The sequence below is a fragment of the Flaviaestuariibacter flavus genome, assembly GCF_004337505.1.
In the GTDB taxonomy this organism is placed as follows: Bacteria; Bacteroidota; Bacteroidia; order Chitinophagales; family Chitinophagaceae; genus Flavisolibacter; species Flavisolibacter flavus.
Window position 1 is genome coordinate 264,253 of record NZ_SJZI01000008.1, and the last position, 19,798, is coordinate 284,050.

Genomic DNA, 19,798 nt, shown 5'->3' on the forward strand with positions numbered 1-19,798 from the left:
AGGGAAGGGGCGCACTCCCCTCCCTTGGGGAGGAGCCGGGGGTGGGTCTCTGCAAATCTATAGATTCAGCCCGGCCGGAGCGCCACTTTTCTGTTAAAGCAAAAACCAAAACGCCGAGGGCGGCCATTCCAGTGCCCCAGAGGGCAAAAATGCCGGTAGAAACAAGCACGAAAAGCCAGATGCAGACCGATACGATCACCGGCAGCGGGTAGAGTGGCATCTTCCAGGGCAGTGCCGCCGTTCCCTTCCGGCGGCGCAATAGCACCACTCCTACCGCCTGCGCGATAAACTGTACCAGGATCCGCATGGCCAGGATGGCAGAGATGACCTGCTTCAGCGTCAGGAAAAAAGAAAACACCAGCCCGAGCCCGATGATGAACAGGAGCGACACATAGGGAAAATCCTTAGTGGGATGCAGACGGGCGAAGGGCTTGAAAAAAGCGCCGTCTACCGCCGCGGCATAAGGCACGCGCGAGTAGCCGAGCACCACGGCAAAGAGCGAGGCGAAAGCAATCCAGAGCACAAGCCCCGTAGCCACGCGGGCGGTGGCCACGCCGTAGATCTTTTCCATGAAAATGCTCACGATGAATTCGTGCTTTGCCGCCTCCTGCCAGGGCAGCACGCCGGCGATGCTCCAGTTGAGCCCGAGGTAGAGCACCGCGATGCCGGCCACCGACAGGAAGATGCTACGGGGAATATTGCGCCCGGGGTCGCGGATCTCGCCGCCCAGGTGGCACACGTTGTAGTAACCGAGGTAGCTGTAGATCGTTTTTACCGAAGCCGCACCCAGGGCTGTCCAGAAGGCGCCGGACAGGAAGTCGCCGCCCGACACCGGGAGCGCTTCGTAGGCGACTGTCTTATGCGTGAGGCCGCCCACGATGATCCAGCCGATAGTACCGAGCACGCCCACCCAGAGCAGCACCGACAGGCGGCCGACGCTCTCGATGCGCCGCCAAAGCAGGACGCCGATGAGCAGGATGACGGTGGCCGAAACGCCCTTCTGTCCGAGCTCACTCAGGGGAAACAGGTATTGCGCGTACTTGGCAAAGCCGATGGCGCCCGAAGCCACCACCAGCGGCGCCTGGAAGGAGGTTTGCCACACAAACAGGAAGCTCATAAGCCGCCCCCAGCGGCCCGGGTAGGCGATCCGGAGAAAGTTGTAGGAGCCGCCCGCGGCGGGATAAGCTGCCCCCAGCTCACTCCAGATGCAGGAGTCGAGCAGGGCGATGACCGCGCCCAGCACCCAGGCCCAGATATAATAGGGACTGTTGAAAAAGCCGATCACCAGGGGAAGCGTAACGAAAGGCCCGATACCCACCATGTCGATCATATTGATGGCGGTGGCCTGGAGCAGCGAGAGGCGGCGGTGGAGGGACATATGCAGCCCTAAATGTAATGCCGTACCATTCTCAATGCGGTAATGTGATAATCCGGTAATGTGATAAAAGATTGTTCCGAACCGTTTCATCATCACATTTTCCTCCCTCCCACTGATTACCGCATTAACACATTACCGCATTACCGCATTGCATAGGCGCGAATCCCCTCCACCAGCACATCCAGCTGCTTCGTGGTAGTGAATACATTCGGGGTGATGCGCACGCCGCTGAGCCCGTTCCACTCCGTGGTGGTGCAATGCACCTTGTAGTTATTGAAAAGAAACGCGTCAAGCTCCTGCGGCTTTTTCCCTTCGAAGGAAACAAGACCGATGGCGCAGCCCCATTTCGGATCCGTCGAAGTACCGAAGCGAATGCCGGGCAGGTCTTTCACCCGTTCCATCCAGTAGTTCTTCAGGTAGTGGAGCCGCTGCTGCTTGCGGGCGAGACCGATGCCCTCGTTGAATTCCACGGCTTTCCCCGTTGCCTGTTCGATGTAGAAGGGGCGCGTTCCAAGCGATTCGAATTTGCGGATATTGGTTTCCGTGAGTCGGTCGGTGCCGTGCAGCGGCCAGAGTTCGGCGGCCCGCTCCTTCCGCATCCAGAGTGCGCCGGTGCCGATGGGCGCGTAGGTCCATTTGTGCAGCGAGGTAACGAAGAAATCGGCGCCCAGGTCGGCGATGCGGAAGTCCAGCTGCGCAAAGGAATGAGCCCCATCCACCAGCACCAGGATGCCGCGCTTGCGCGCCTCGGCAGCGATCCGCGCCACCGGCAGCAGCTGGCCGTTCCAGTTGATCATGTGCGTGAGCAGCACCACCCTGGTGTTTGGTGTAAAGGCCTCCACGTATTGCCGCACGAGGTAAGCTTCGTCTTCCGAAGGCAGCCTGAGGTCAACCCAGTTCAGTTTGACCCCCTCGCGCTTCTCGCGCTGCTGCCAGGAGAAGACCGCGTGGTTGTAATCCTGCCGGCAAAGAACCACCTCGTCGCCGCGCCGCAGGGGCAGCCCGAAGATGACCGTATCAAGGCCTTCCGAGGTGTTGCGGTTGAAGGCGATCTCTTCGTGGTCGCAGCCCGCGAAGGCGGCAAAACTCCGGCGCAGCGGCTCGCGGCCCTGGTCCAGCTGCCGCCACATATAGAGGCTCGGTGCCTCGTTGATATAATCGAAATTCTGCTTCATGGCCTCGGCCACTACGCGCGGGCAGGGCGACACACCGCCGCTGTTCAGGTTGATGATGTTGGGGGTGCCGGTAAAGGCCTGCTGCACGTAAAACCAGAACTCCTCCTCGCCCGCCAGGTCGGCCGGTTGCACTCCTTCCGCTTCACGCAAAGCCGAATTTAGGTTGCGGCTCCAGGCCGGCTGCAGCAGCCCGGTGAACAATCCGGTAGTTAACAGGGAGGCATGGCGGAGAAAGGAGCGGCGCGACATAGTTCTGGCTGGGTTGAAGTCAAAAATAAAAAGTCAGCATTCAAAACCTTCTAAAGGAACGAGCAAGGAAAAGAAAAACTACCACACCGATGCCTCCATTTTGTCTTTTGAATTTCGAATTGCCTGATCTCCGAATTTAAGAACACCCGCCGCACAAGGCATACCGTTTGTACAAAACCACTTTCTTATTACTTATATTGCCCGAAACACGAATCACCTCCCATGAAGATCCTTGATCTGAAAGTATTGCGCGGTCCTAATTACTGGAGCGTCCGCCGCCCCAGGCTGATCCAGATGAAACTCGATCTCGAGGAACTCGAACAGTATCCTACCAACAAGATACAGGGCTTCCGTCAACGCATCGAGGCCCTGCTGCCCTCCATGATCGAGCACCGCTGCAGCGAAGGGGTGCGCGGCGGCTTCTTCGACCGTGTGGAAGAAGGCACCTGGATGGGACACGTGGTGGAGCACATCGCCCTGGAGCTGCAAACCCTTGCCGGTATGGACTGCGGCTTCGGTCGCACGCGCGGCACCGGTGAGAAAGAAGGTGAATACTTCGTGGTGTTCAATTACGAAGAAGAAGAAGCCGGCCTCTATGCCGCCAAGGCGGCGGTGCGCGTGGCGCAGGCCCTCACCGACGGCACGCCTTACGACCTTGAAGCCGACATCCAGGCCCTGCGCGAGATCCGCGAAGACACCCGCCTCGGGCCGTCCACCGGCGCCATCGTGGCCGAAGCAGCGAAGCGCAATATCCCCTTTATCCGGCTCAACCGGCACTCGCTGGTGCAACTTGGCTACGGTGTGCACCAGAAGCGCATCCGGGCAACGATCGCTTCCACTACCTCCAGCATCGCGGTAGACCTTGCCGGCGATAAAGAGGATACAAAGAACCTGCTGGAAAAAGCCGAGGTTCCGGTGCCGCGCGGCACCATCGTCCGCGACGAAGAGGAGCTCCGGTCCGCCATAGGCGATATCGGCTTTCCCCTCGTGCTGAAGCCTATTGACGGCAACCACGGGAAAGGCGCCACCACCAATATCACCACCTGGGATGTTGCCGTAAAGGCACTGGAAGAGGCACAGAAATACGGACGCTCCGTCATCTGCGAAAAATTTATCACGGGCTATGACTTCCGCCTGCTGGTGATCAACTACAAATTCATTTGCGCTGCGCGCCGCACGCCCGCGGCGGTTACCGGCGACGGTAAAAAGACGATCCAGCAACTGATCGACGAAACGAACAGCGACCCGCGCCGCGGCTATGGCCACGAAAAAGTGCTCACCCGCATCACGGTCGACAACTTTACCTGGAAGATGCTCCACGACAAGGGCTACACACTCGAAACGGTGCCCGCCGCGGGCGAAGAGGTGTGGCTCAAGCCCACCGCCAACCTGAGCACCGGCGGTACTTCTACGGATGTGACCGAGGAAGTGCATCCCGCCAATATATTCATGGCCGAGCGCATTGCGCGCATCATCGGCCTCGACATCTGCGGCATCGACATCATGGCGGAAAACCTTTCCGAGCCCCTCAACGAAACCGGCGGCGCCGTGCTGGAGGTAAATGCCGCACCCGGCTTCCGCATGCACGTGGAGCCCTCCGAAGGCATCGCCCGCAACGTGGCCGAGCCGGTAGTGGATATGCTCTTCCCGCAGGGCGTCGACGGCCGCATCCCGATCATCGCCATCACCGGCACCAACGGTAAAACCACCACCACGCGCATCACCGCGGCCATCGTGCGCGCCGCCGGCCGCAAGGTGGGCTACACCACCTCCGACGGCATCTATATCCAGAACCAGAAGATGATGGACGGCGACACCACCGGCCCCGTGTCGGCGCAGTTTGTATTGAAGGATCCCACGGTCGATTTCGCGGTGCTGGAGTGTGCCCGCGGCGGCATCCTGCGCGGCGGCCTCGGCTTCCAGCAATGCGACGTGGCCATCGTTACCAATATCGCGGCCGACCACCTCGGGCTCGGCGGCATCAACACCGTGGAGCAGATGGCGCGGGTGAAGCAGGTGGTGCCCGAAACGGTGTGCGAGCGCGGCTACGCCATTCTCAATGCCGACGATGATCTCGTGTTCAGAATGAAGAAGGATCTCGACTGCAACATCGGGCTTTTCTCCATGCGTGACGATAACCCGCGGGTGCTGGAGCACTGCGCACGCGGCGGCAAGGCGGCCATTTACGAAAATGGCTACGTCACCATCATGAAGGAAAACTGGAAGGTGCGTGTGCTGCCTGTGCGCGACATCCCCATCACCTTCGGCGGCAAGGCCGTGCACAATATCGCCAACGTGCTGCCCGCGGTGCTGGCCACCTACCTGTTCAAGGCCGTCACCATCGAAGACATCCGCCACGCGCTCCGCACCTTTGAGCCCTCGAGCGTGCTCACCCCGGGCCGCCTTAATTTCTTCCACCTGCGTAAGTGCACAATCCTGGCCGATTTCGCCCACAACCCACAGGGTGTACAGCTGCTGAGAGAGTTTGTCGGCCAGCTCAACTACCCGCAAAAGATCGGCATCATCACCGGCACCGGCGACCGCCGCGACGAAGACATCCGCGAGATCGGCGTCATCGCCGCCGGCGCCTTCGACCAGATCATCGTCCGCATGGATAAGAATCTCCGCGGGCGCACGGTTGGCAATATCGAGGAACTGCTGACGGAAGGCATCCGCTCGGTGGCCCCCGACCTCCCGGTGCAATACATTGCCGACGAAGCCGAGGCCCTCCGCACTGCCTACGACCAGTGCGCCCCCGGCGCCCTGGTTACGGCCCTGTGCGATAAAGTAGAAGCTACGCTCGGAAAGATCAAGGCACTGCAGGAGCAGGAGGAAATGGGCACCCTCGGCCGTGCAATGGCTTAACTATACCGGGGTCAATGCGTTAGCGAAATTTTTTCGAAAAAAGTTTTGGCCGCAACCCGAGACCCCTTATTTTTGCACTCCCGTTACGGATTGAGCTATGGTGTAACGGTAGCACTACAGATTTTGGTTCTGTCTGTCTAGGTTCGAATCCTAGTAGCTCAACGAAGAAAAGCCCCGCGATGCGGGGCTTTTTCGTTTGATTGCGGTTCTCGGCTTAATAGTCAGAAAATTGAGTAATCAGAAAGGCCCCCATTTCCCTGGAGGCCTTTCTGATTATCCGGTCTATCTTATTTGCTCTGCCTAACCTGGAGCTTTTCCAGGCAGTCGTCCAGGCACTCCTCCCAGCCACGGATGTGCAGGCCATAGGTTGTGCGGATCTTGGTCGTATCCAGCACCGACCAGGCGGGGCGCTTTGCCGGCGTCGGGTATTGATCGGTGGTGATGGGCTGCAGCGCACAGCTGAGGCCGGCCTTGTCGCGGATGGCTTCGGCAAAACGGTACCAGGTGGTTTCACCCGCATTGCTGAAATGATAGGTGCCGGGAACCCATTTGTCGCCTGCAAGTATTTGAAGCACGGTCCGCGCCAGGTCGGCGGCATAGGTGGGACAGCCGTGCTGGTCGTTAACGATGCTGAGCGCAGGCCGCTCGCCCATGAGGCGCAGCATCGTTTTCACAAAGTTGTTGCCGTAGGAAGAAAAAACCCAGGCCGTACGCACCACGATGGCAGAGGGGTCGGCGGCAAAGCACAGCTCTTCTCCTTTCAGCTTGGAGGCACCGTATACGCCCAGTGGTCCGGTCGGGTCGTCTTCGCGGTAGGGACGCGTGCCCTGCCCGTCAAAAACGTAGTCGGTGGAAACATGAATAAAGCGCGCACCGGCAGCGGCGCAGGCGCCGGCCAGTATCCCCGTGGCGTACGCGTTGACCGCGTATGCCGTGTCGCGGTCCTGCTCGGCCTTGTCTACAGCCGTATATGCCGCGGCGTTGATGCAGGCACCGGGACGCTCGCGTTCAAAAACGGCGGCCACCTGGTGGCGGTCGGTAATATCGAGCGCATCCACCGGCAGGGCCAGGATCTCAAACTGCGGGAATTCAGAAGCTAGGGCCGTCAGCTCCGAAGAAAGCTGTCCGCCGGCACCGGTCACGAGGATCTTCATCCTTCAAAAATAAAGTTATGGCTTACCTCGGCGAGCAGCGGCATGGCTGCGTCGCGTTCGGAGATGATGGCTTTTGCGGGATCCACCTGCCAGTCGATGCCGAGCGCCGGGTCGTCGAAACGCACCCCGCCCTCGCTTCCCTTGCTGTACAGGTGATCGCATTTGTAGAAGAGCACCGCCACTTCCGACAGCACCGAAAAGCCGTGGGCGAAGCCGGCGGGAATGAACAGCTGCTTCTTGTTTTCGGCGGAGAGCACGATGTCGAAATGCTGCCCGTATGTGGGCGATCCTTTCCGGATATCCACGGCCACATCGAGAATGCTGCCTTCCACCACGCGCACCAGTTTGCTCTGGGCATGCGGGTTGAGCTGGTAGTGAAGGCCGCGGATGACGCCGTAGGAAGAGCGCGACTGGTTGTCCTGCACAAAGCGCTGCGGGATGCCGTTGGCGGCAAACACGGCTTCGTTGTAGGCTTCGTAGAAGTAGCCGCGGCTGTCCTCGAACACGCGTGGCTCGATCACGATGAGACCGGGAATATCGCAGGTAAGGAAATTCATCTTAGAAGCTCCAGTATTGACGGCTCTTGACCGAATTACGGAATAGACCCTTGATGTCGGCGATGAGCGCGGCGGGCTTGGTGATCGACGTGAAGAAAGCATCGTCGTAATGGGCATAGGGCTCGTGGCATACCGATACAATCACGGCGTCGTAGTCCTTGCCGATCTCGGGCGTCAGGCCAAAGCCGTATTCGTGCATCAGTTCCTCGTTGTCGGCATAAGGATCGTGTACGTCCACGTTCAGGAAGAACGACTGCAGCTCTTTCACCACGTCGGCGACCTTGGAGTTGCGGATATCGCTCACGTTCTCTTTGAAGGTGGCACCCAGCACCAGCACGCGCGCGTTCTTGACGTCGCTCACGTTCTTGATGATGTGCTGCACCACCTTGCGGGCGAGGTAATTCGCCATGTTATCGTTGATATAACGACCGGCCAGGATCACCCGCGAATTGTATCCCAGCTCGGATGCCTTGTAGGTGAGGTAGTAGGGATCCACGCCAATGCAGTGGCCACCCACGAGCCCGGGTGAGAACTTCAGGAAGTTCCACTTCGTACCGGCGGCCTCCAGCACTTCGTAGGTGTTGATATTCATCTTGTCGAAGATGATCGACAGCTCGTTCATCAGCGCGATGTTGAGGTCGCGCTGCGTGTTCTCGATGATCTTGGCGGCCTCGGCTACTTTGATGGAGGAGGCGCGGTGAACGCCCGCATCCACAACCAGCTCATAGGTCTGCGCAATCTCCTCGAGCGACTCGGCGTCGCAGCCCGAAGCTACCTTCACCACGGTGCGGATCGTGTGCTTCTTGTCGCCCGGGTTGATGCGCTCGGGCGAGTAGCCCAGCTTGAAGTCGACCCCCATCTTGAGGCCTGAAAGCTTCTCGATGATGGGCAGGCAGTCTTCCTCGGTGCAGCCGGGGTAAACGGTCGATTCAAATACCACGTAGTCGCCCTTCTTGATCACCTTGCCGATGGTTTCGGAAGCGCGCTTCACGGGTGTGAGGTCGGGTACGTTGTGCTCGTCTACCGGGGTAGGCACGGCCACCACGAAGAAGCGCGCTTCGCGCAGCTCGTCGATGGAGGCGGTGAATTGTATATCGGTGCCTTCGAAGGCTTCTTTATCCAGCTCGTTGCTCGGATCGATGTGCTGCTTCATCAGCTCCACACGCTTCTCGTTGATATCGAACCCGATTACGGAAATGCGGCGGGCAAACTCGAGCGCGATGGGAAGGCCTACATAGCCGAGGCCCACCACGGCAAGCTTTGCCTTTTTATCCAATAGTTCCTGATACATAGGTTTCGCGACGGTTTCTTATTTGGTTGGGGTGAATTCTTTGGGTTGCTTGGTCCACTCCTCTTTGGGGAGGTTGCGGAAATAGTCGTACGTGATCCTGAGTCCCTCGCTGCGGTGCACGCGGGGTTCCCAGCCAAGCAGTTCTTTTGCCTTGGTGATATCGGGCTTACGCTGCTTCGGATCATCCTGCGGCAGGGGCTTGTACACGATCTTCACCGCATTGCCGGTGAGCTTGAGCACTTCCTCCGCAAAGTCTTTCAGCGAGATCTCGTCGGGGTTGCCCACGTTCACGGGCAGCACGTAATCACTCAGCAGGAGGCGGTAGATGCCTTCCACGAGGTCGTCCACATAGCAGAAGGAGCGCGTTTGCGAGCCGTCGCCGAACACGGTGAGGTCTTCGCCACGCAGGGCCTGGCCGATGAATGCCGGCAGGGCGCGGCCGTCGTTGAGGCGCATCCGCGGTCCATAGGTGTTGAAGATGCGTACGATGCGCGTCTCCACGCCGTGGAAGGTGTGGTAGGCCATCGTGATCGACTCCATATAGCGCTTCGCTTCGTCGTAAACGCCGCGCGGCCCTACCGGGTTTACGTTGCCCCAGTATTCTTCCGTCTGCGGGTGCACCAGCGGGTCGCCGTACACCTCCGAGGTGGAGGCTACCAGCATACGCGCGCCCTTGGCCTTGGCGAGGCCGAGACAATTGTGCGTGCCCATGGCGCCTACCTTGAGTGTCTGGATCGGGATCTTGAGGTAATCGATGGGCGAAGCCGGCGAGGCGAAGTGCAGGATATAATCGATGCGGCCCGGCACGTGAATAAACTTCGTTACGTCGTGGTTGTAGAACTCGAACTGCGGTAGCGGGAAGAGGTGTTCGATATTCTTCAGGTCGCCGGTGATCAGGTTGTCCATGCCCACCACCTGGTAGCCTTCCTTAATGAAGCGGTCACAGAGGTGCGAGCCCAGGAAGCCTGCGGCTCCGGTAATGAGTACACGTTTTTGCTCCATCATCAGTTTTGAATGGTTTTACGGCCGATAGATTCGTAGTGGAAACCGAGCTTTTGCATTTCTGCGAGGTCGAAGAGGTTGCGGCCGTCGAAGATGGCCTTGTTCTTCAGCAGCGACGCGATCTTCTCGAAGCTCGGTGTGCGGAACTCGTTCCATTCGGTAGCGATGATCAGTGCGTCAGCGCCTTCGAGACAGTCGTACTGGCTTTCGGCGTAGTTGATCATCGAGTCGAGCTGGCGGCGCACATTGGGCATCGCCTCGGGGTCGAATACCGTTACGGTAGCGCCTTCGCCCACAAGGGCCTTGATGATGTAAAGCGCCGGCGCCTCGCGGATATCATCCGTATTGGGCTTGAAGGCAAGTCCCCAGATGGCGAAATGCCTGCCGATGAGGGAGCCTTCAAAGTAGTTCTTGATCTTCGGAACGAGGAAGGTCTTCTGGTCTTCGTTCACGGTCATCACGGCCTCGAGGATGCGGAAGTCGTAATCCACTTCGTGGGCCGAGCGGACGAGGGCCTGCACGTCTTTGGGGAAGCAGGAACCGCCGTAGCCGATGCCGGGGAAGAGAAAGCGCTTGCCGATGCGGTCGTCGGAGCCGATGCCGCGGCGCACCATATCTACGTCGGCGCCCAGCTTTTCGCAGAGGCGCGCTACTTCGTTCATGAAGGAGATCTTGGTGGCCAGGAAGGAGTTGGCCGCGTACTTGGTGAGTTCGGCGGAGGCTTCGTCCATGAAAATGACGGGGTTGCCCTGGCGCACGAAGGGCGCGTAGAGGTCGCTCATCACCTTGCGGGCGCGCTCGCTCTGCGTGCCGATCACCACGCGGTCGGGCTTCATGAAGTCTTCCACGGCCACGCCTTCGCGCAGGAACTCGGGGTTGGAAATGACGTCGTACTCGCCCTTATAGTTTTCACCGATGGCGTCGCGTACCTTCTGCGCCGTACCAACGGGCACGGTGCTCTTGTTTACGATCACCTTGTAGTCTTTCAGCAGGGTACCGATCTGCCCGGCTACGCCCAGCACGTATTTGAGGTCGGCCGAGCCGTCTTCGCCCGGGGGCGTCGGCAGCGCCAAGAACACGATCTCCGCGTCGCGGATGCCGTCTTCGAGGTTGGTAGTGAAAATGAGACGCTCCTCTTTCAGGTTACGCTGGAAGATCTTCTCCAGGCCCGGCTCATAGATGGTGATCTGGCCGTTCTGGAGTTTCGTCACCTTTTCCTGGTCGATATCCACGCAGGTGACGGTGTTACCGGTCTCGGCAAAACAAGTGCCTGTGACCAGTCCAACATAACCGGTTCCTACTACCGCAATTTTCATGTCTGCTAATTATTTGTTTATATAGTTAAGGATGTTCGAAGTGATGTACTCCAGCTGCTCCGCGTCCATCTCGGTGTGGATGGGCAGGGAAATGACGCGCTCGGTCAGCCAGTCGGTCACCGGCAGCTCGAAGCGGGCGCCACCGAAGTGGTCGAACATCTTCTGGCGGTGGGCCGGCACGGGGTAATAAATCATCGAGGGAATTCCTTTCTCCTGAAGATACGCCGCGAACGCGTCGCGATCCACACCGTCGAGAATAATGGTATACTGATGAAAAACGTGCTTGCAGTTGGCGGCGCGGAAGGGCGTCCGGATCTTGTCGTCGCCTGCGAAGGCCGCGTCGTAGGCGTCGGCTACCTGGATGCGCGCGTCGATGTATTCGTCGAGAAAGCGCAGCTTGATGCCGAGGATGGCGGCCTGGATGGTATCGAGGCGGCTGTTGCAGCCCACCACATCGTGATAGTAGCGCTTGCTCTGGCCGTGGTTGGCGACCATGGTGAGCTGCGCGGCGAGCGCATCGTCGTTGGTCATCATGGCACCGCCGTCGCCGTAGGCGCCGAGGTTTTTGGAAGGATAAAACGAGGTGCCGCTCACCGTGCCGATGGCGCCGGTTTTCACCTTGCGGCCGTCGCTGTAGGTATAGTCGCAGCCGATGGCCTGGGCATTGTCTTCAATCACGTGAAGGCCGTGCTCCTGCGCGATCTGCATGATGGCTTCCATCTCCGCGGCATGACCGTAAAGGTGCACCGGCACGATCGCTTTGGTCTTCGGCGTGATGGCCTTGCGGATGCCTTCGGGGTCGATGCAGAAGGTCTTCGGGTCCACATCCACGAACACCGGCGTCAGTCCCAGCAGGGCGATCACTTCGGTGGTGGCGATATAGGTAAAGGAAGGCGTGATGACCTCGTCGCCCGGTTGCAGCCCGAGGGCCATCATGGCGATCTGCAGGGCATCGGTGCCGTTGGCGCAGGGAATCACATGCTTGCTCCCGTTATACGCGGCAAGGTCGGCTGCAAATTGCTTTACCTCGGGCCCGTTGATAAAGGCCGTGCTTTCAAGCACTTTCAGCACCGCGGCGTCAATCTCTTCCTTGATGCGGAGGTATTGCTGCTTCACATCGACCATTTGAATGGGACGCATAAAGACCGGTTTGTTTAAAGTGGCGCAAAAATAGGAAAATATGGGTTGGGACAATGTTTGCGCCTACATTTGTCGGCACTCCACCAAACGCTTCTTTCTTGCTGATTTACGTCGTTTTCATCCGGCTTTATGCGCTGGCGATCCGCATTGCGGCACGCTTTAACGGCAAGGCCCGCGCCTGGGTGGAAGGGCGTCGTAACTGGCACCAACACCTGCAAAAAGCACTGGCCGGCTCCGGCGCGCCGGTGATCTGGATGCACAGCGCCTCCGCCGGCGAATTTGAGCAGGGAAAGCCCGTGCTGGAAGCCCTGCGGCAGCAGTACCCGCAACACCGCATCCTGGTCACCTTCTTCTCTCCTTCGGGCTATGAAGTCGGGGTGAAATACAAGGGTGCCGACATCGTCACCTACCTCCCGCTCGACACGGCAGCCAACGCCGAGCGCTTTGTCGACACGGTGCGCCCGGCACTGGTGGTCTTTGTCAAATACGACTACTGGTATTACCACCTCAACGCGGTATGCCGCAGCGGCACACCGCTGCTGCTGGTGTCGGCCATCTTCCAGCCGCGGCAGGCCTTCTTTAAATGGTACGGAGGCGTGCACCGCAGGATGCTCACGTTCTTCACCTGGCTGTTTGTGCAGGATGAAGCGTCCGTTCAGCTGCTCCAAAGCATCGGGGTAACCAAATGCAGCGCAGCCGGTGATACCCGCTTCGACCGCGTGGCCCACATCACCAGTAACCCGGCGCCCCTGCCACCCATCGAAGACTTTGTAAAAGGCGACCTCCCCGTGCTGGTTGCCGGGAGCACCTGGGCCGAAGACGAGGAACTGCTCAATGCACTCGGCGATGACCTCAAGCTGGTGATCGTACCGCACGAGATCGACGATGCCCATATCCGGCAGCTGACGGAGCGCTTCTCCAAACGCGTGACCCTCACCTACACCGGGCTCCTGCACGAAGGATGCGCGCCGCCTTCGCTGCGGGTGGTTATCATCAATAATTTCGGGATGCTGTCGCGGCTTTACCGTTATGCGCACATCACCTATATCGGCGGCGGCTTCAACAAGAGCGGCATTCACAATACCCTCGAAGCAGCGGCCTGGGGCAAGCCGGTGCTGTTTGGGCCGAATTACCAGAAATTCCGCGAAGCAAAAGGCCTGATCGGTTGTGGTGCGGCACGCAGCGTTAGCAATGCTGAAGAATTAAAAAAGGCTGTCTCCGGCCTGCTTGCCAACCCTGCGGAACTTGACCGCGCCGGCCTCCAGGCTGCGCGTTACGTGCAGGACAACATCGGCGCCACGGGGCGCATCCTTCGATACATTCAGGAGAATCGCCTTCTCACCAACGCGTAGAAGTGCTGCACCGTATCGGTGTCATCGTCCCAGCCCAGCTTCACTTTTAACTCCCGGTTGATCCAGTATTCGGCTTCGGGCAGAATATCGAAGCCGTTGATGGTTTTGATGCTGCGCTCGTACATGGCTTCGTCGCCGCGGAAGAGCTCGGCGAGGAACAGGAAGCGGTCGTTGATACCGATGCCTTTGCGGAGGTCGCGGATGGGCGTGTCGGTGAGTTTGTGCCCGAGCTCACGTTCGGGGCGCTTGAGTCGGTCGTTGAGCGATTCACCGGTGCCGGCGGCGGGCGGCACCGCTTGCGGCGCCGGTGCCGGAGCGGCGGGCTGCGGGGTTTGCTGGGCCAGCGTGGGCACTTCCTCGAGCGGATCAAATGCCGGTGCCGGCGGCTTGACGGAATCGGGCTCGGCGGGCGGTGCAGGCACCGGGCTTTCGCGGGTCACTTCAGGCGGCGTGGCCGGCGCCGCGACTGGTTCTGCGGGCGGCACAAAAGCTTCCGGCGCCGGGGCTGCAGCGGGCGCTGACGGCTCCTCCCGATTAACGGGCGGGGTGAAATCGGAAGGCAGCAGCACAACCACGCGCTCGCGCTTCGGAAGCGGCTCGCGCGGGAGTTGCGCAACGAGTTCGGCCGCCAGGCTGCGTACGGTGGCAAGCAGGGCGGCAGGCCCTTCGCCGCGGACCGATTGCTCCTGCAATTTTTGAATCAAATCACGGACACGTTCCATTTGTTTCCCCTAGTTTTGACGCCCTTCCCTAGGGTTTGCGGGCGCCGTGCCCTAAATGTACAACCACCTGATTTAAAAAGAAGAAACTAGCCTCCATGTTTATCGAACCACATATCAAGGGCGCCACCACGGGCTGGATCGAAGTCGTGTGCGGATCGATGTTCAGCGGCAAGACCGAAGAGCTCATCCGTCGCCTGAAGCGGGCCAAGATCGCCAACCTCAAAGTGGAGATCTTCAAGCCGGCCATCGACACCCGCTACGACGAAGTCAATATCGTATCGCACAACGAAAACCAGATCCACTCCACACCGGTGGATCACTCCAACAAGATCCTGCTGATGGCACAGGACTGTGATGTTGTGGGGATCGACGAAGCCCAGTTCTTCGACGACGGCATCGCCGACGTGTGCGAAGCCCTTGCCCGCAAAGGCATCCGCGTGATCGTTGCCGGCCTCGACATGGATTTCCTTGGAAAGCCCTTCGGGCAGATGCCCTTCCTGCTGGCGCGCGCCGACTACATTACGAAGCTCCACGCCATCTGCATGAAGTGCGGCAATATCGCCAACTACTCGTACCGCAAGATCCCCAACGAAGACCGCATCATGCTCGGTGAAAAAGACGTGTATGAGCCGCGCTGCCGCCGCTGCTTCGAGCTCGACGGGGCCATTGACTGAAACCCTACCTTTGCGTTAAACTAAAATTTAATACGAATGATTTCGATCCGTCACCTGACAACTGCTTTGATCCTGACCGCAAGCCTTGGCGCCGCCGCCCAGAAAACCAGCAAGGAGCAGCTTCCTGCCGGCTTCAGCCCGGCCACCACTACCCTGCTGGTAGAACACATACCGGAGAAAACGACCCCGAAGAGTTCTGAAAACTCCGGCTATGATGCATGGACCTACTACTTTATGCGCAAGAACGGAGACGAGATGGAGAAGTACCTGCAAAAGAACTATCCGTATAAATACCAGCTCGCCACCCAAAAGGAAATCTACACGGATTCGGCATACAATGATGCGAAAACCTACCGCTATGCGCTTGTAGCCACCCTGATCCCGGTTGACAACTATATGAAGTACATGCAGAACGGCCAATGGAAGATGACCAACAACCAGCCGATCTTCCAGTACTACATTTTCGACCGCGTGGAGAAGATTACCTATGCCCCGCTCAGCAAAGGTTCCAGCCTCGTGATGTGGGCCTTCAAGCAAGGCGTGCGTAAGGCTTCCAAAGCTGAATAAGCAAACCCGAACTATAAATAAAAAGGCCCTTCCGGGCCTTTTTATTTTATGGTTCCTTCGAAGCTCCCTTTGCTGGTGACCTTTGCATCGCCATCGAGGTTGTTGACCATCTGGCCGCGCAGCACCAGGCCGGTCTTCGTATCAATTAGAAGCTCGCCCGTGCCGGTGCCCCTGATGCTCGGGCCGCCGGCCGTCGATGCGATCACCGAGCTTGTGGTCAATACTACTTCCTTCGGCCCAAGCGTCTTCACCGTATAGGTAGTGGTCACCTGGGCATTGTCCTGATCATAGGCGCGCGACCAGCTGTCGCCGACCTTGACGCCGCGGGCGGGGAAAATATAAAAAGCCTGGTTGAAATTCTGGCGGATGCTGCTCTCGTTGAACTGCTTCGTGAAGCCTTCGCGGGCCCCGTTCTTGATCTCGGCAGGCACGTCCATGCTGGCCATCACGGCATCGGTAAGCGCATCCATACCCTTTACCGCGGACACCTGTCCTTCGCGGTTCACCGTCAGCTGGAAGGTCTTACCCTTCATGGCGGCGAACATCTTGCCCATCACCGCGCTGGCTGCGTTGGCACCGTCGGCGAGGTCGAGGTTCGCCGGAACGTCGGAGTCACCACTGATGGTCATCGTACCGAGATCCATGTCCATGCCGATCCGCTCATAAGCCACGTCGAGGATCTTGGTGCTGTCCGTTTCGCCGGTCACCTGCACGCGGTAGGTGCCTTTCAGTTTGATGGTCACCTTCTGCCCCGAGGATTCGCTTTCAACGTCATAGTCGAGCCGCTGCAGGTAAGTGCTCCCTTTCTGCAGGTTGAAGAAAAGCTTTGTCTGGGCGCAAGCGGGTAGCGCAACGGACAGGATCAGGACGGCACCGAGGGTGCGGCGGAACAGTTTCATGGCAATCAGTTTGTTCCTGCAAAATAAGCCGTAGCGCCCACGTAACGGCGGCAGGCGCTATTTTCGCCAAAACTTTTCCCATCGCTACGCCTTCCCGCATCCTCTCCCTGTTCCGCAAAGACCTGCTGCTCGAGATCCGCCAGCAATACAGCTTTTACGGCGTGGTGCTCTACGTGGGCGCCACCATCTTTGTCCTGTATATGGCACTCGAGTCGCCCGAGAGCCGCGTATGGAACGGGCTGTTCTGGGTAGTGCAGCTTTTCATCTGCATCAATGCGGTGGCCAAAAGCTTCCTGCAGGAGGCGCCGGGACGGATGCTTTATTACCAGACCCTGGTGAGCCCGCTGCAGTTCGTGCTGTCGAAGCTGCTGTTCAACGCGGTGCTGATGCTGTTCATGAGCAGCCTGTGCTATGCGCTCTTCGCTCTTTTTCTCGACCACCCGGTACTGAAGCCCCTCCCCTTTTTCGGGCTGGTGCTCCTCGGCGGCGTGAGCCTGTCGCTGGTGTTCACCTTCCTGGCGGCCATCGCAGCGCGGGCCCAGCAGAATGCGGCGATCATGGCCATCCTCGGCTTCCCCATCATCATCCCCCAGCTGATCATGCTGATGAAGATCTCCGCCGCGGCCTTCAGCCAGACCGGCACCTTCCCGGTAACACCCATCGCCATGCTCTTCGTCATGGACGGGCTCGTGATCCTGCTCGCCGCCATCCTGTTTCCGTATCTCTGGAAAGACTGATCCGAATCTTACAATCTGCAATCTTCAATCTGGAATCCGGCCATGCCGGATAAACCAGATTCCAGATTTCCAGATTCCAGATGGAGCGATCTTTCTCCTTACTTTTGCGCCATTAAATGGCCGTTTGTTATGCGTAAAGCTTGGTGGAAGATACTCTCTGTGGTGCTGCTGGCATACGCGCTCCTTTTCGGCCTTAATGTGTTTAACCTCCGCTGGTTTGATGTGCCGCGGACGCCCATTCTCCACGAAACGATCCGCAACCTGTATTACCACGTAGGCATGTGGTTTTCGATGATGATCCTGTTCATCATTTCGGTGGTGCATGCCGTCAATTACCTGCGCACCAACAACCTGAAGTACGATATCCTGTCGCGGCAATACGCCGTCATCGGGATGCTCTTCGGGGTGCTGGGTTATCTCACCGGCTTTATCTGGGCCTCGGTCACCTGGGCCGATCCCAACGACAACGCCGCGGCTTCCTTCGGCGCCATTGCCCGGGAGCCGAAACTCGTAGGCGCGGGCATCGCCCTGCTGATCTACGCGGCTTACCTGGTGCTGCGCGACTCCATTCACGACATTGACAAAAAAGCGCGGATCTCGGCGGTCTACAACATTTTCGCATTTGCCTTCCTGTTTCCTTCCATCTGGATCATCCCGCGCCTGCTGCCGAGCCTGCACCCGGGTGGAGAGGTGGCACCGGGCGTACGCAGCGACAACCCGGCCCTTGACCCGAAGGCACTGACCAGCCACATGCGCGCCGTCTTTTATCCCGCTGTAGCGGGATGGACCCTGCTCGGCGTATGGTTGGCGACACTGAAGATCCGCCTTCGCCTGCTCCAACAAAAAACGTTAATCAACGACTGATGAAAAAAGCTTTCTTTGCGCTGCCGTTGCTCCTCCTCCAGCTGTGGGCATCTGCCCAGGGCAGGCCGGTGGAGATGGCGGACTCGTTCCGCTCCAACGGTAAAATTTATGTCGTAGTTGCGGTGATCCTGACCATCTTTGCGGGAATCATCATCTACCTGGTACGTCTCGACCGGAAAATCAGCCGCTTCGAGAAGCACCGGGATTAAACAACGGGTATTTAACCTTTTAATAAACGATTCGCTTATGTCTACTACCGGCTATAGCTTCTTTCAAAGTGTTGTAAAGAGCTTTGACAAGGCTGCCAAATTCACGAAATGGGATCCGGGTATCCTCGAACAGATCAAAGAATGTAACTCCGTTTACCAGATGCGCTTCCCCGTTCGTATGGACGACGGCCGCATCGAAGTGATCGAAGCCTACCGCGTGCAGCACTCGCAGCATAAAACGCCCACCAAGGGGGGCATCCGCTTCGCCGCGGAAGTTAACCAGGACGAGGTGATGGCTCTTGCTGCTCTCATGACCTATAAGTGCGCCATTGTGAACGTGCCCTTCGGCGGCGGCAAAGGCGGCATCAAAATCTCTCCCAAGAAATACAGCGTATACGAGCTTGAGAAGATCACCCGCCGCTACACCGCGGAACTGGTGAAGAAGAACTTCATCGGCCCCGGTACCGACGTTCCCGCTCCCGACTACGGCACCGGCCCGCGCGAGATGGCCTGGATCGTGGACACCTACCAGAGCCTGCGCCCCGGCGAAATCGACGCCGCCGGCTGCGTTACCGGTAAGCCCGTCACCCAGGGTGGCGTGCGCGGCCGCACCGAAGCCACCGGCCTCGGCATCTTCTATGGTATCCGCGAAGTGTGCAACATGCCCGACGTAATGGAGAAGCTCGGTCTTACCACCGGCATCGCCGGCAAGCGCATCGTGGTGCAGGGCCTCGGCAACGTAGGCTACCACGCCGCCAAGTTCTTCCATGAGGCAGGCGCCAAAATCGTAGCCCTCGCCGAGTACGAAGGCTCCATCTTCAACGACAATGGCCTCGATGTGGACGCCGTCTTCCAGCACCGCAAGAGCAGCGGCTCCATCCTCAACTTCCCCGGCGCGCAGAACTTCGCCAAGAATACCGACGCCCTCGAGCACGACTGCGACATCCTGATCCCCGCAGCCCTCGAGAACGTGATCAACGGCGAAAACGCGCTCCGCGTGAAAGCCCGCATCATCGGTGAAGGCGCCAACGGTCCCCTCACGCCGGAGGCTGACGAAGTGTTCATCACCAAAGGCACCCTCGTGGTACCGGATATGTACCTCAACGCCGGCGGCGTAACGGTGTCGTATTTCGAATGGCTGAAGAACCTGAGCCACGTGCGCTACGGCCGTATGGAGAAGCGCTTCACCGAGAACATGAACCACCACATCCTCGGCCAGATCGAAGAACTCACCGGTAAGAGCGTCAGCGATTCCGAGCGCAAGTTCATCATGCACGGCCCCGAAGAGGCCGACCTCGTGTACTCCGGTCTCGAGGAAACGATGATCACCGCCACCCGCGAGATCATGGACGCCTGGAAGGCCAACCCGCAGATCCCCGACATGCGCACCGCCGCCTTCGTAGTGGCCATCAACAAGGTGGGTACGTCGTACGCCGAACTCGGTATCTTCCCGTAAGAGAATGTTACGATGTCGGATCTCCGATGTCTGATTTATTTGAGAGCCCTGCAGCAGTGCGGGGCTTTTGTTTATTGGTTACATGGTCTATTGGTAAATGGAGACGCACATGGTGCGTCTTTGCGATAACTTATACGCTATCACCTTCCATTACCGCTCCCTGGACTGCGCTCGGGATGACAAGCGATTTG

Annotated in this window: 18 protein-coding genes and 1 tRNA gene; 9 read left to right on the top strand and 10 right to left on the bottom strand. The window is 58.8% G+C overall.

All coding sequences use genetic code 11. From position 1 onward, the window contains the following. On the bottom strand, positions 1 to 1,378 hold a 1,378-nt coding region (locus tag EPD60_RS05465), incomplete at its 3' end, for an APC family permease (RefSeq protein ID WP_131448138.1). A 140-nt stretch (positions 1,379 to 1,518) separates the two neighbouring features. Further along, the gene (locus EPD60_RS05470) at positions 1,519 to 2,802 is read right to left on the bottom strand and encodes an aminotransferase class V-fold PLP-dependent enzyme (RefSeq protein ID WP_131447651.1); all 1,284 of its coding nucleotides are present in this window, start codon (positions 2,800 to 2,802) and stop codon (positions 1,519 to 1,521) included. A gap of 222 nt (positions 2,803 to 3,024) precedes the next feature. Here EPD60_RS05470 and cphA point away from each other — a divergent pair, with 222 nt between their 5' ends. Continuing rightward, positions 3,025 to 5,667 carry a cyanophycin synthetase gene (gene cphA / locus EPD60_RS05475; RefSeq protein ID WP_131447653.1) on the top strand — a complete coding sequence of 881 codons (2,643 nt, stop codon included), beginning with the start codon at positions 3,025 to 3,027 and terminating at the stop codon, positions 5,665 to 5,667. Between the two features lie 91 nt (positions 5,668 to 5,758). Continuing rightward, positions 5,759 to 5,829 (top strand) — tRNA-Gln (locus tag EPD60_RS05480). 125 nt (positions 5,830 to 5,954) lie between these two features. Here EPD60_RS05480 and rfbD read toward each other — a convergent pair. Genes rfbD through EPD60_RS05510 form a run of 6 tightly spaced genes read right to left on the bottom strand, consistent with a single transcriptional unit; the run spans position 5,955 to position 12,127 of the window. After that, entirely contained in the window at positions 5,955 to 6,821 is an 867-nt protein-coding gene (gene rfbD / locus EPD60_RS05485) for a dTDP-4-dehydrorhamnose reductase (RefSeq protein ID WP_131447655.1), read from the bottom strand. Continuing rightward, the gene (gene rfbC / locus EPD60_RS05490; RefSeq protein WP_131447657.1) at positions 6,818 to 7,378 is read right to left on the bottom strand and encodes a dTDP-4-dehydrorhamnose 3,5-epimerase; all 561 of its coding nucleotides are present in this window, start codon (positions 7,376 to 7,378) and stop codon (positions 6,818 to 6,820) included. Before rfbC ends, rfbD begins: the two co-directional genes overlap by 4 nt. Before the next feature lies 1 nt (position 7,379). Further along, positions 7,380 to 8,669 (bottom strand): nucleotide sugar dehydrogenase, encoded by a 1,290-nt coding sequence (locus EPD60_RS05495; RefSeq protein ID WP_131447659.1) that lies wholly within the window; start codon positions 8,667 to 8,669, stop codon positions 7,380 to 7,382. A gap of 18 nt (positions 8,670 to 8,687) precedes the next feature. Continuing rightward, a complete protein-coding gene (locus tag EPD60_RS05500; protein WP_243647763.1) occupies positions 8,688 to 9,674 on the bottom strand; it encodes a UDP-glucuronic acid decarboxylase family protein in 987 nt (328 codons plus the stop codon). Next, positions 9,674 to 10,987: a UDP-glucose dehydrogenase family protein gene (locus EPD60_RS05505; RefSeq protein WP_131447661.1), complete on the bottom strand. Its 1,314-nt coding sequence runs from the start codon at positions 10,985 to 10,987 to the stop codon at positions 9,674 to 9,676. The genes EPD60_RS05500 and EPD60_RS05505 overlap by 1 nt, the downstream gene beginning before the upstream one ends. Positions 10,988 to 10,996: 9 nt before the next feature. Continuing rightward, the gene (locus EPD60_RS05510; protein WP_131447663.1) at positions 10,997 to 12,127 is read right to left on the bottom strand and encodes a DegT/DnrJ/EryC1/StrS family aminotransferase; all 1,131 of its coding nucleotides are present in this window, start codon (positions 12,125 to 12,127) and stop codon (positions 10,997 to 10,999) included. A gap of 98 nt (positions 12,128 to 12,225) precedes the next feature. On the opposite strand from EPD60_RS05510, the gene EPD60_RS05515 reads away from it, so the two are divergent. Next, a complete protein-coding gene (locus tag EPD60_RS05515) occupies positions 12,226 to 13,479 on the top strand; it encodes a 3-deoxy-D-manno-octulosonic acid transferase (RefSeq protein WP_243647764.1) in 1,254 nt (417 codons plus the stop codon). On the opposite strand, the gene EPD60_RS05520 is transcribed toward EPD60_RS05515, so the two are convergent. Then, positions 13,449 to 14,201: a hypothetical protein gene (locus EPD60_RS05520; RefSeq protein WP_131447667.1), complete on the bottom strand. Its 753-nt coding sequence runs from the start codon at positions 14,199 to 14,201 to the stop codon at positions 13,449 to 13,451. The genes EPD60_RS05515 and EPD60_RS05520 overlap by 31 nt on opposite strands. Before the next feature lie 95 nt (positions 14,202 to 14,296). Between EPD60_RS05520 and EPD60_RS05525 the strand changes: the two genes are divergently transcribed. Both EPD60_RS05525 and EPD60_RS05530 read left to right on the top strand, forming a co-directional pair. Further along, positions 14,297 to 14,875 carry a thymidine kinase gene (locus EPD60_RS05525; protein ID WP_131447669.1) on the top strand — a complete coding sequence of 193 codons (579 nt, stop codon included), beginning with the start codon at positions 14,297 to 14,299 and terminating at the stop codon, positions 14,873 to 14,875. A 36-nt stretch (positions 14,876 to 14,911) separates the two neighbouring features. Continuing rightward, entirely contained in the window at positions 14,912 to 15,442 is a 531-nt protein-coding gene (locus EPD60_RS05530) for a hypothetical protein (RefSeq protein ID WP_131447671.1), read from the top strand. A 41-nt stretch (positions 15,443 to 15,483) separates the two neighbouring features. Here EPD60_RS05530 and EPD60_RS05535 read toward each other — a convergent pair whose 3' ends face one another. Then, positions 15,484 to 16,341, bottom strand: a complete 858-nt coding sequence (locus tag EPD60_RS05535) for a DUF6263 family protein (RefSeq protein ID WP_131447673.1) — start codon at positions 16,339 to 16,341, stop codon at positions 15,484 to 15,486. A 107-nt stretch (positions 16,342 to 16,448) separates the two neighbouring features. Between EPD60_RS05535 and EPD60_RS05540 the strand changes: the two genes are divergently transcribed. From EPD60_RS05540 to EPD60_RS05555, 4 genes are all read left to right on the top strand, one after another. Then, entirely contained in the window at positions 16,449 to 17,078 is a 630-nt protein-coding gene (locus EPD60_RS05540; RefSeq protein ID WP_262708831.1) for a heme exporter protein CcmB, read from the top strand. A 129-nt stretch (positions 17,079 to 17,207) separates the two neighbouring features. Then, positions 17,208 to 17,942, top strand: coding sequence for a cytochrome c biogenesis protein CcsA (ccsA, locus tag EPD60_RS05545; RefSeq protein WP_131447675.1), 735 nt, complete (start codon positions 17,208 to 17,210; stop codon positions 17,940 to 17,942). Next, a complete protein-coding gene (locus EPD60_RS05550; RefSeq protein ID WP_131447677.1) occupies positions 17,942 to 18,151 on the top strand; it encodes a CcmD family protein in 210 nt (69 codons plus the stop codon). Before ccsA ends, EPD60_RS05550 begins: the two co-directional genes overlap by 1 nt. A gap of 37 nt (positions 18,152 to 18,188) precedes the next feature. Then, positions 18,189 to 19,607 carry a Glu/Leu/Phe/Val family dehydrogenase gene (locus EPD60_RS05555; RefSeq protein WP_131447679.1) on the top strand — a complete coding sequence of 473 codons (1,419 nt, stop codon included), beginning with the start codon at positions 18,189 to 18,191 and terminating at the stop codon, positions 19,605 to 19,607. Positions 19,608 to 19,798 lie beyond the last annotated feature (191 nt).

Excerpts from the sequence above, each read along its gene's own strand:
- EPD60_RS05470 (WP_131447651.1), bottom strand. The coding sequence starts at position 2,802 with ATGTCGCGCCGCTCCTTTCTCCGCCATGCCTCCCTGTTAACTACCGGA.
- EPD60_RS05520 (WP_131447667.1), bottom strand. The coding sequence starts at position 14,201 with ATGGAACGTGTCCGTGATTTGATTCAAAAATTGCAGGAGCAATCGGTC.
- EPD60_RS05495 (WP_131447659.1), bottom strand. The coding sequence starts at position 8,669 with ATGTATCAGGAACTATTGGATAAAAAGGCAAAGCTTGCCGTGGTGGGC.
- rfbC (WP_131447657.1), bottom strand. The coding sequence starts at position 7,378 with ATGAATTTCCTTACCTGCGATATTCCCGGTCTCATCGTGATCGAGCCA.
- cphA (WP_131447653.1), top strand. The coding sequence starts at position 3,025 with ATGAAGATCCTTGATCTGAAAGTATTGCGCGGTCCTAATTACTGGAGC.
- EPD60_RS05500 (WP_243647763.1), bottom strand. The coding sequence starts at position 9,674 with ATGATGGAGCAAAAACGTGTACTCATTACCGGAGCCGCAGGCTTCCTG.
- rfbD (WP_131447655.1), bottom strand. The coding sequence starts at position 6,821 with ATGAAGATCCTCGTGACCGGTGCCGGCGGACAGCTTTCTTCGGAGCTG.
- EPD60_RS05530 (WP_131447671.1), top strand. The coding sequence starts at position 14,912 with ATGATTTCGATCCGTCACCTGACAACTGCTTTGATCCTGACCGCAAGC.
- EPD60_RS05550 (WP_131447677.1), top strand. The coding sequence starts at position 17,942 with ATGAAAAAAGCTTTCTTTGCGCTGCCGTTGCTCCTCCTCCAGCTGTGG.
- EPD60_RS05555 (WP_131447679.1), top strand. The coding sequence starts at position 18,189 with ATGTCTACTACCGGCTATAGCTTCTTTCAAAGTGTTGTAAAGAGCTTT.
- EPD60_RS05525 (WP_131447669.1), top strand. The coding sequence starts at position 14,297 with ATGTTTATCGAACCACATATCAAGGGCGCCACCACGGGCTGGATCGAA.
- EPD60_RS05535 (WP_131447673.1), bottom strand. The coding sequence starts at position 16,341 with ATGAAACTGTTCCGCCGCACCCTCGGTGCCGTCCTGATCCTGTCCGTT.
- EPD60_RS05510 (WP_131447663.1), bottom strand. The coding sequence starts at position 12,127 with ATGCGTCCCATTCAAATGGTCGATGTGAAGCAGCAATACCTCCGCATC.
- EPD60_RS05505 (WP_131447661.1), bottom strand. The coding sequence starts at position 10,987 with ATGAAAATTGCGGTAGTAGGAACCGGTTATGTTGGACTGGTCACAGGC.
- ccsA (WP_131447675.1), top strand. The coding sequence starts at position 17,208 with ATGCGTAAAGCTTGGTGGAAGATACTCTCTGTGGTGCTGCTGGCATAC.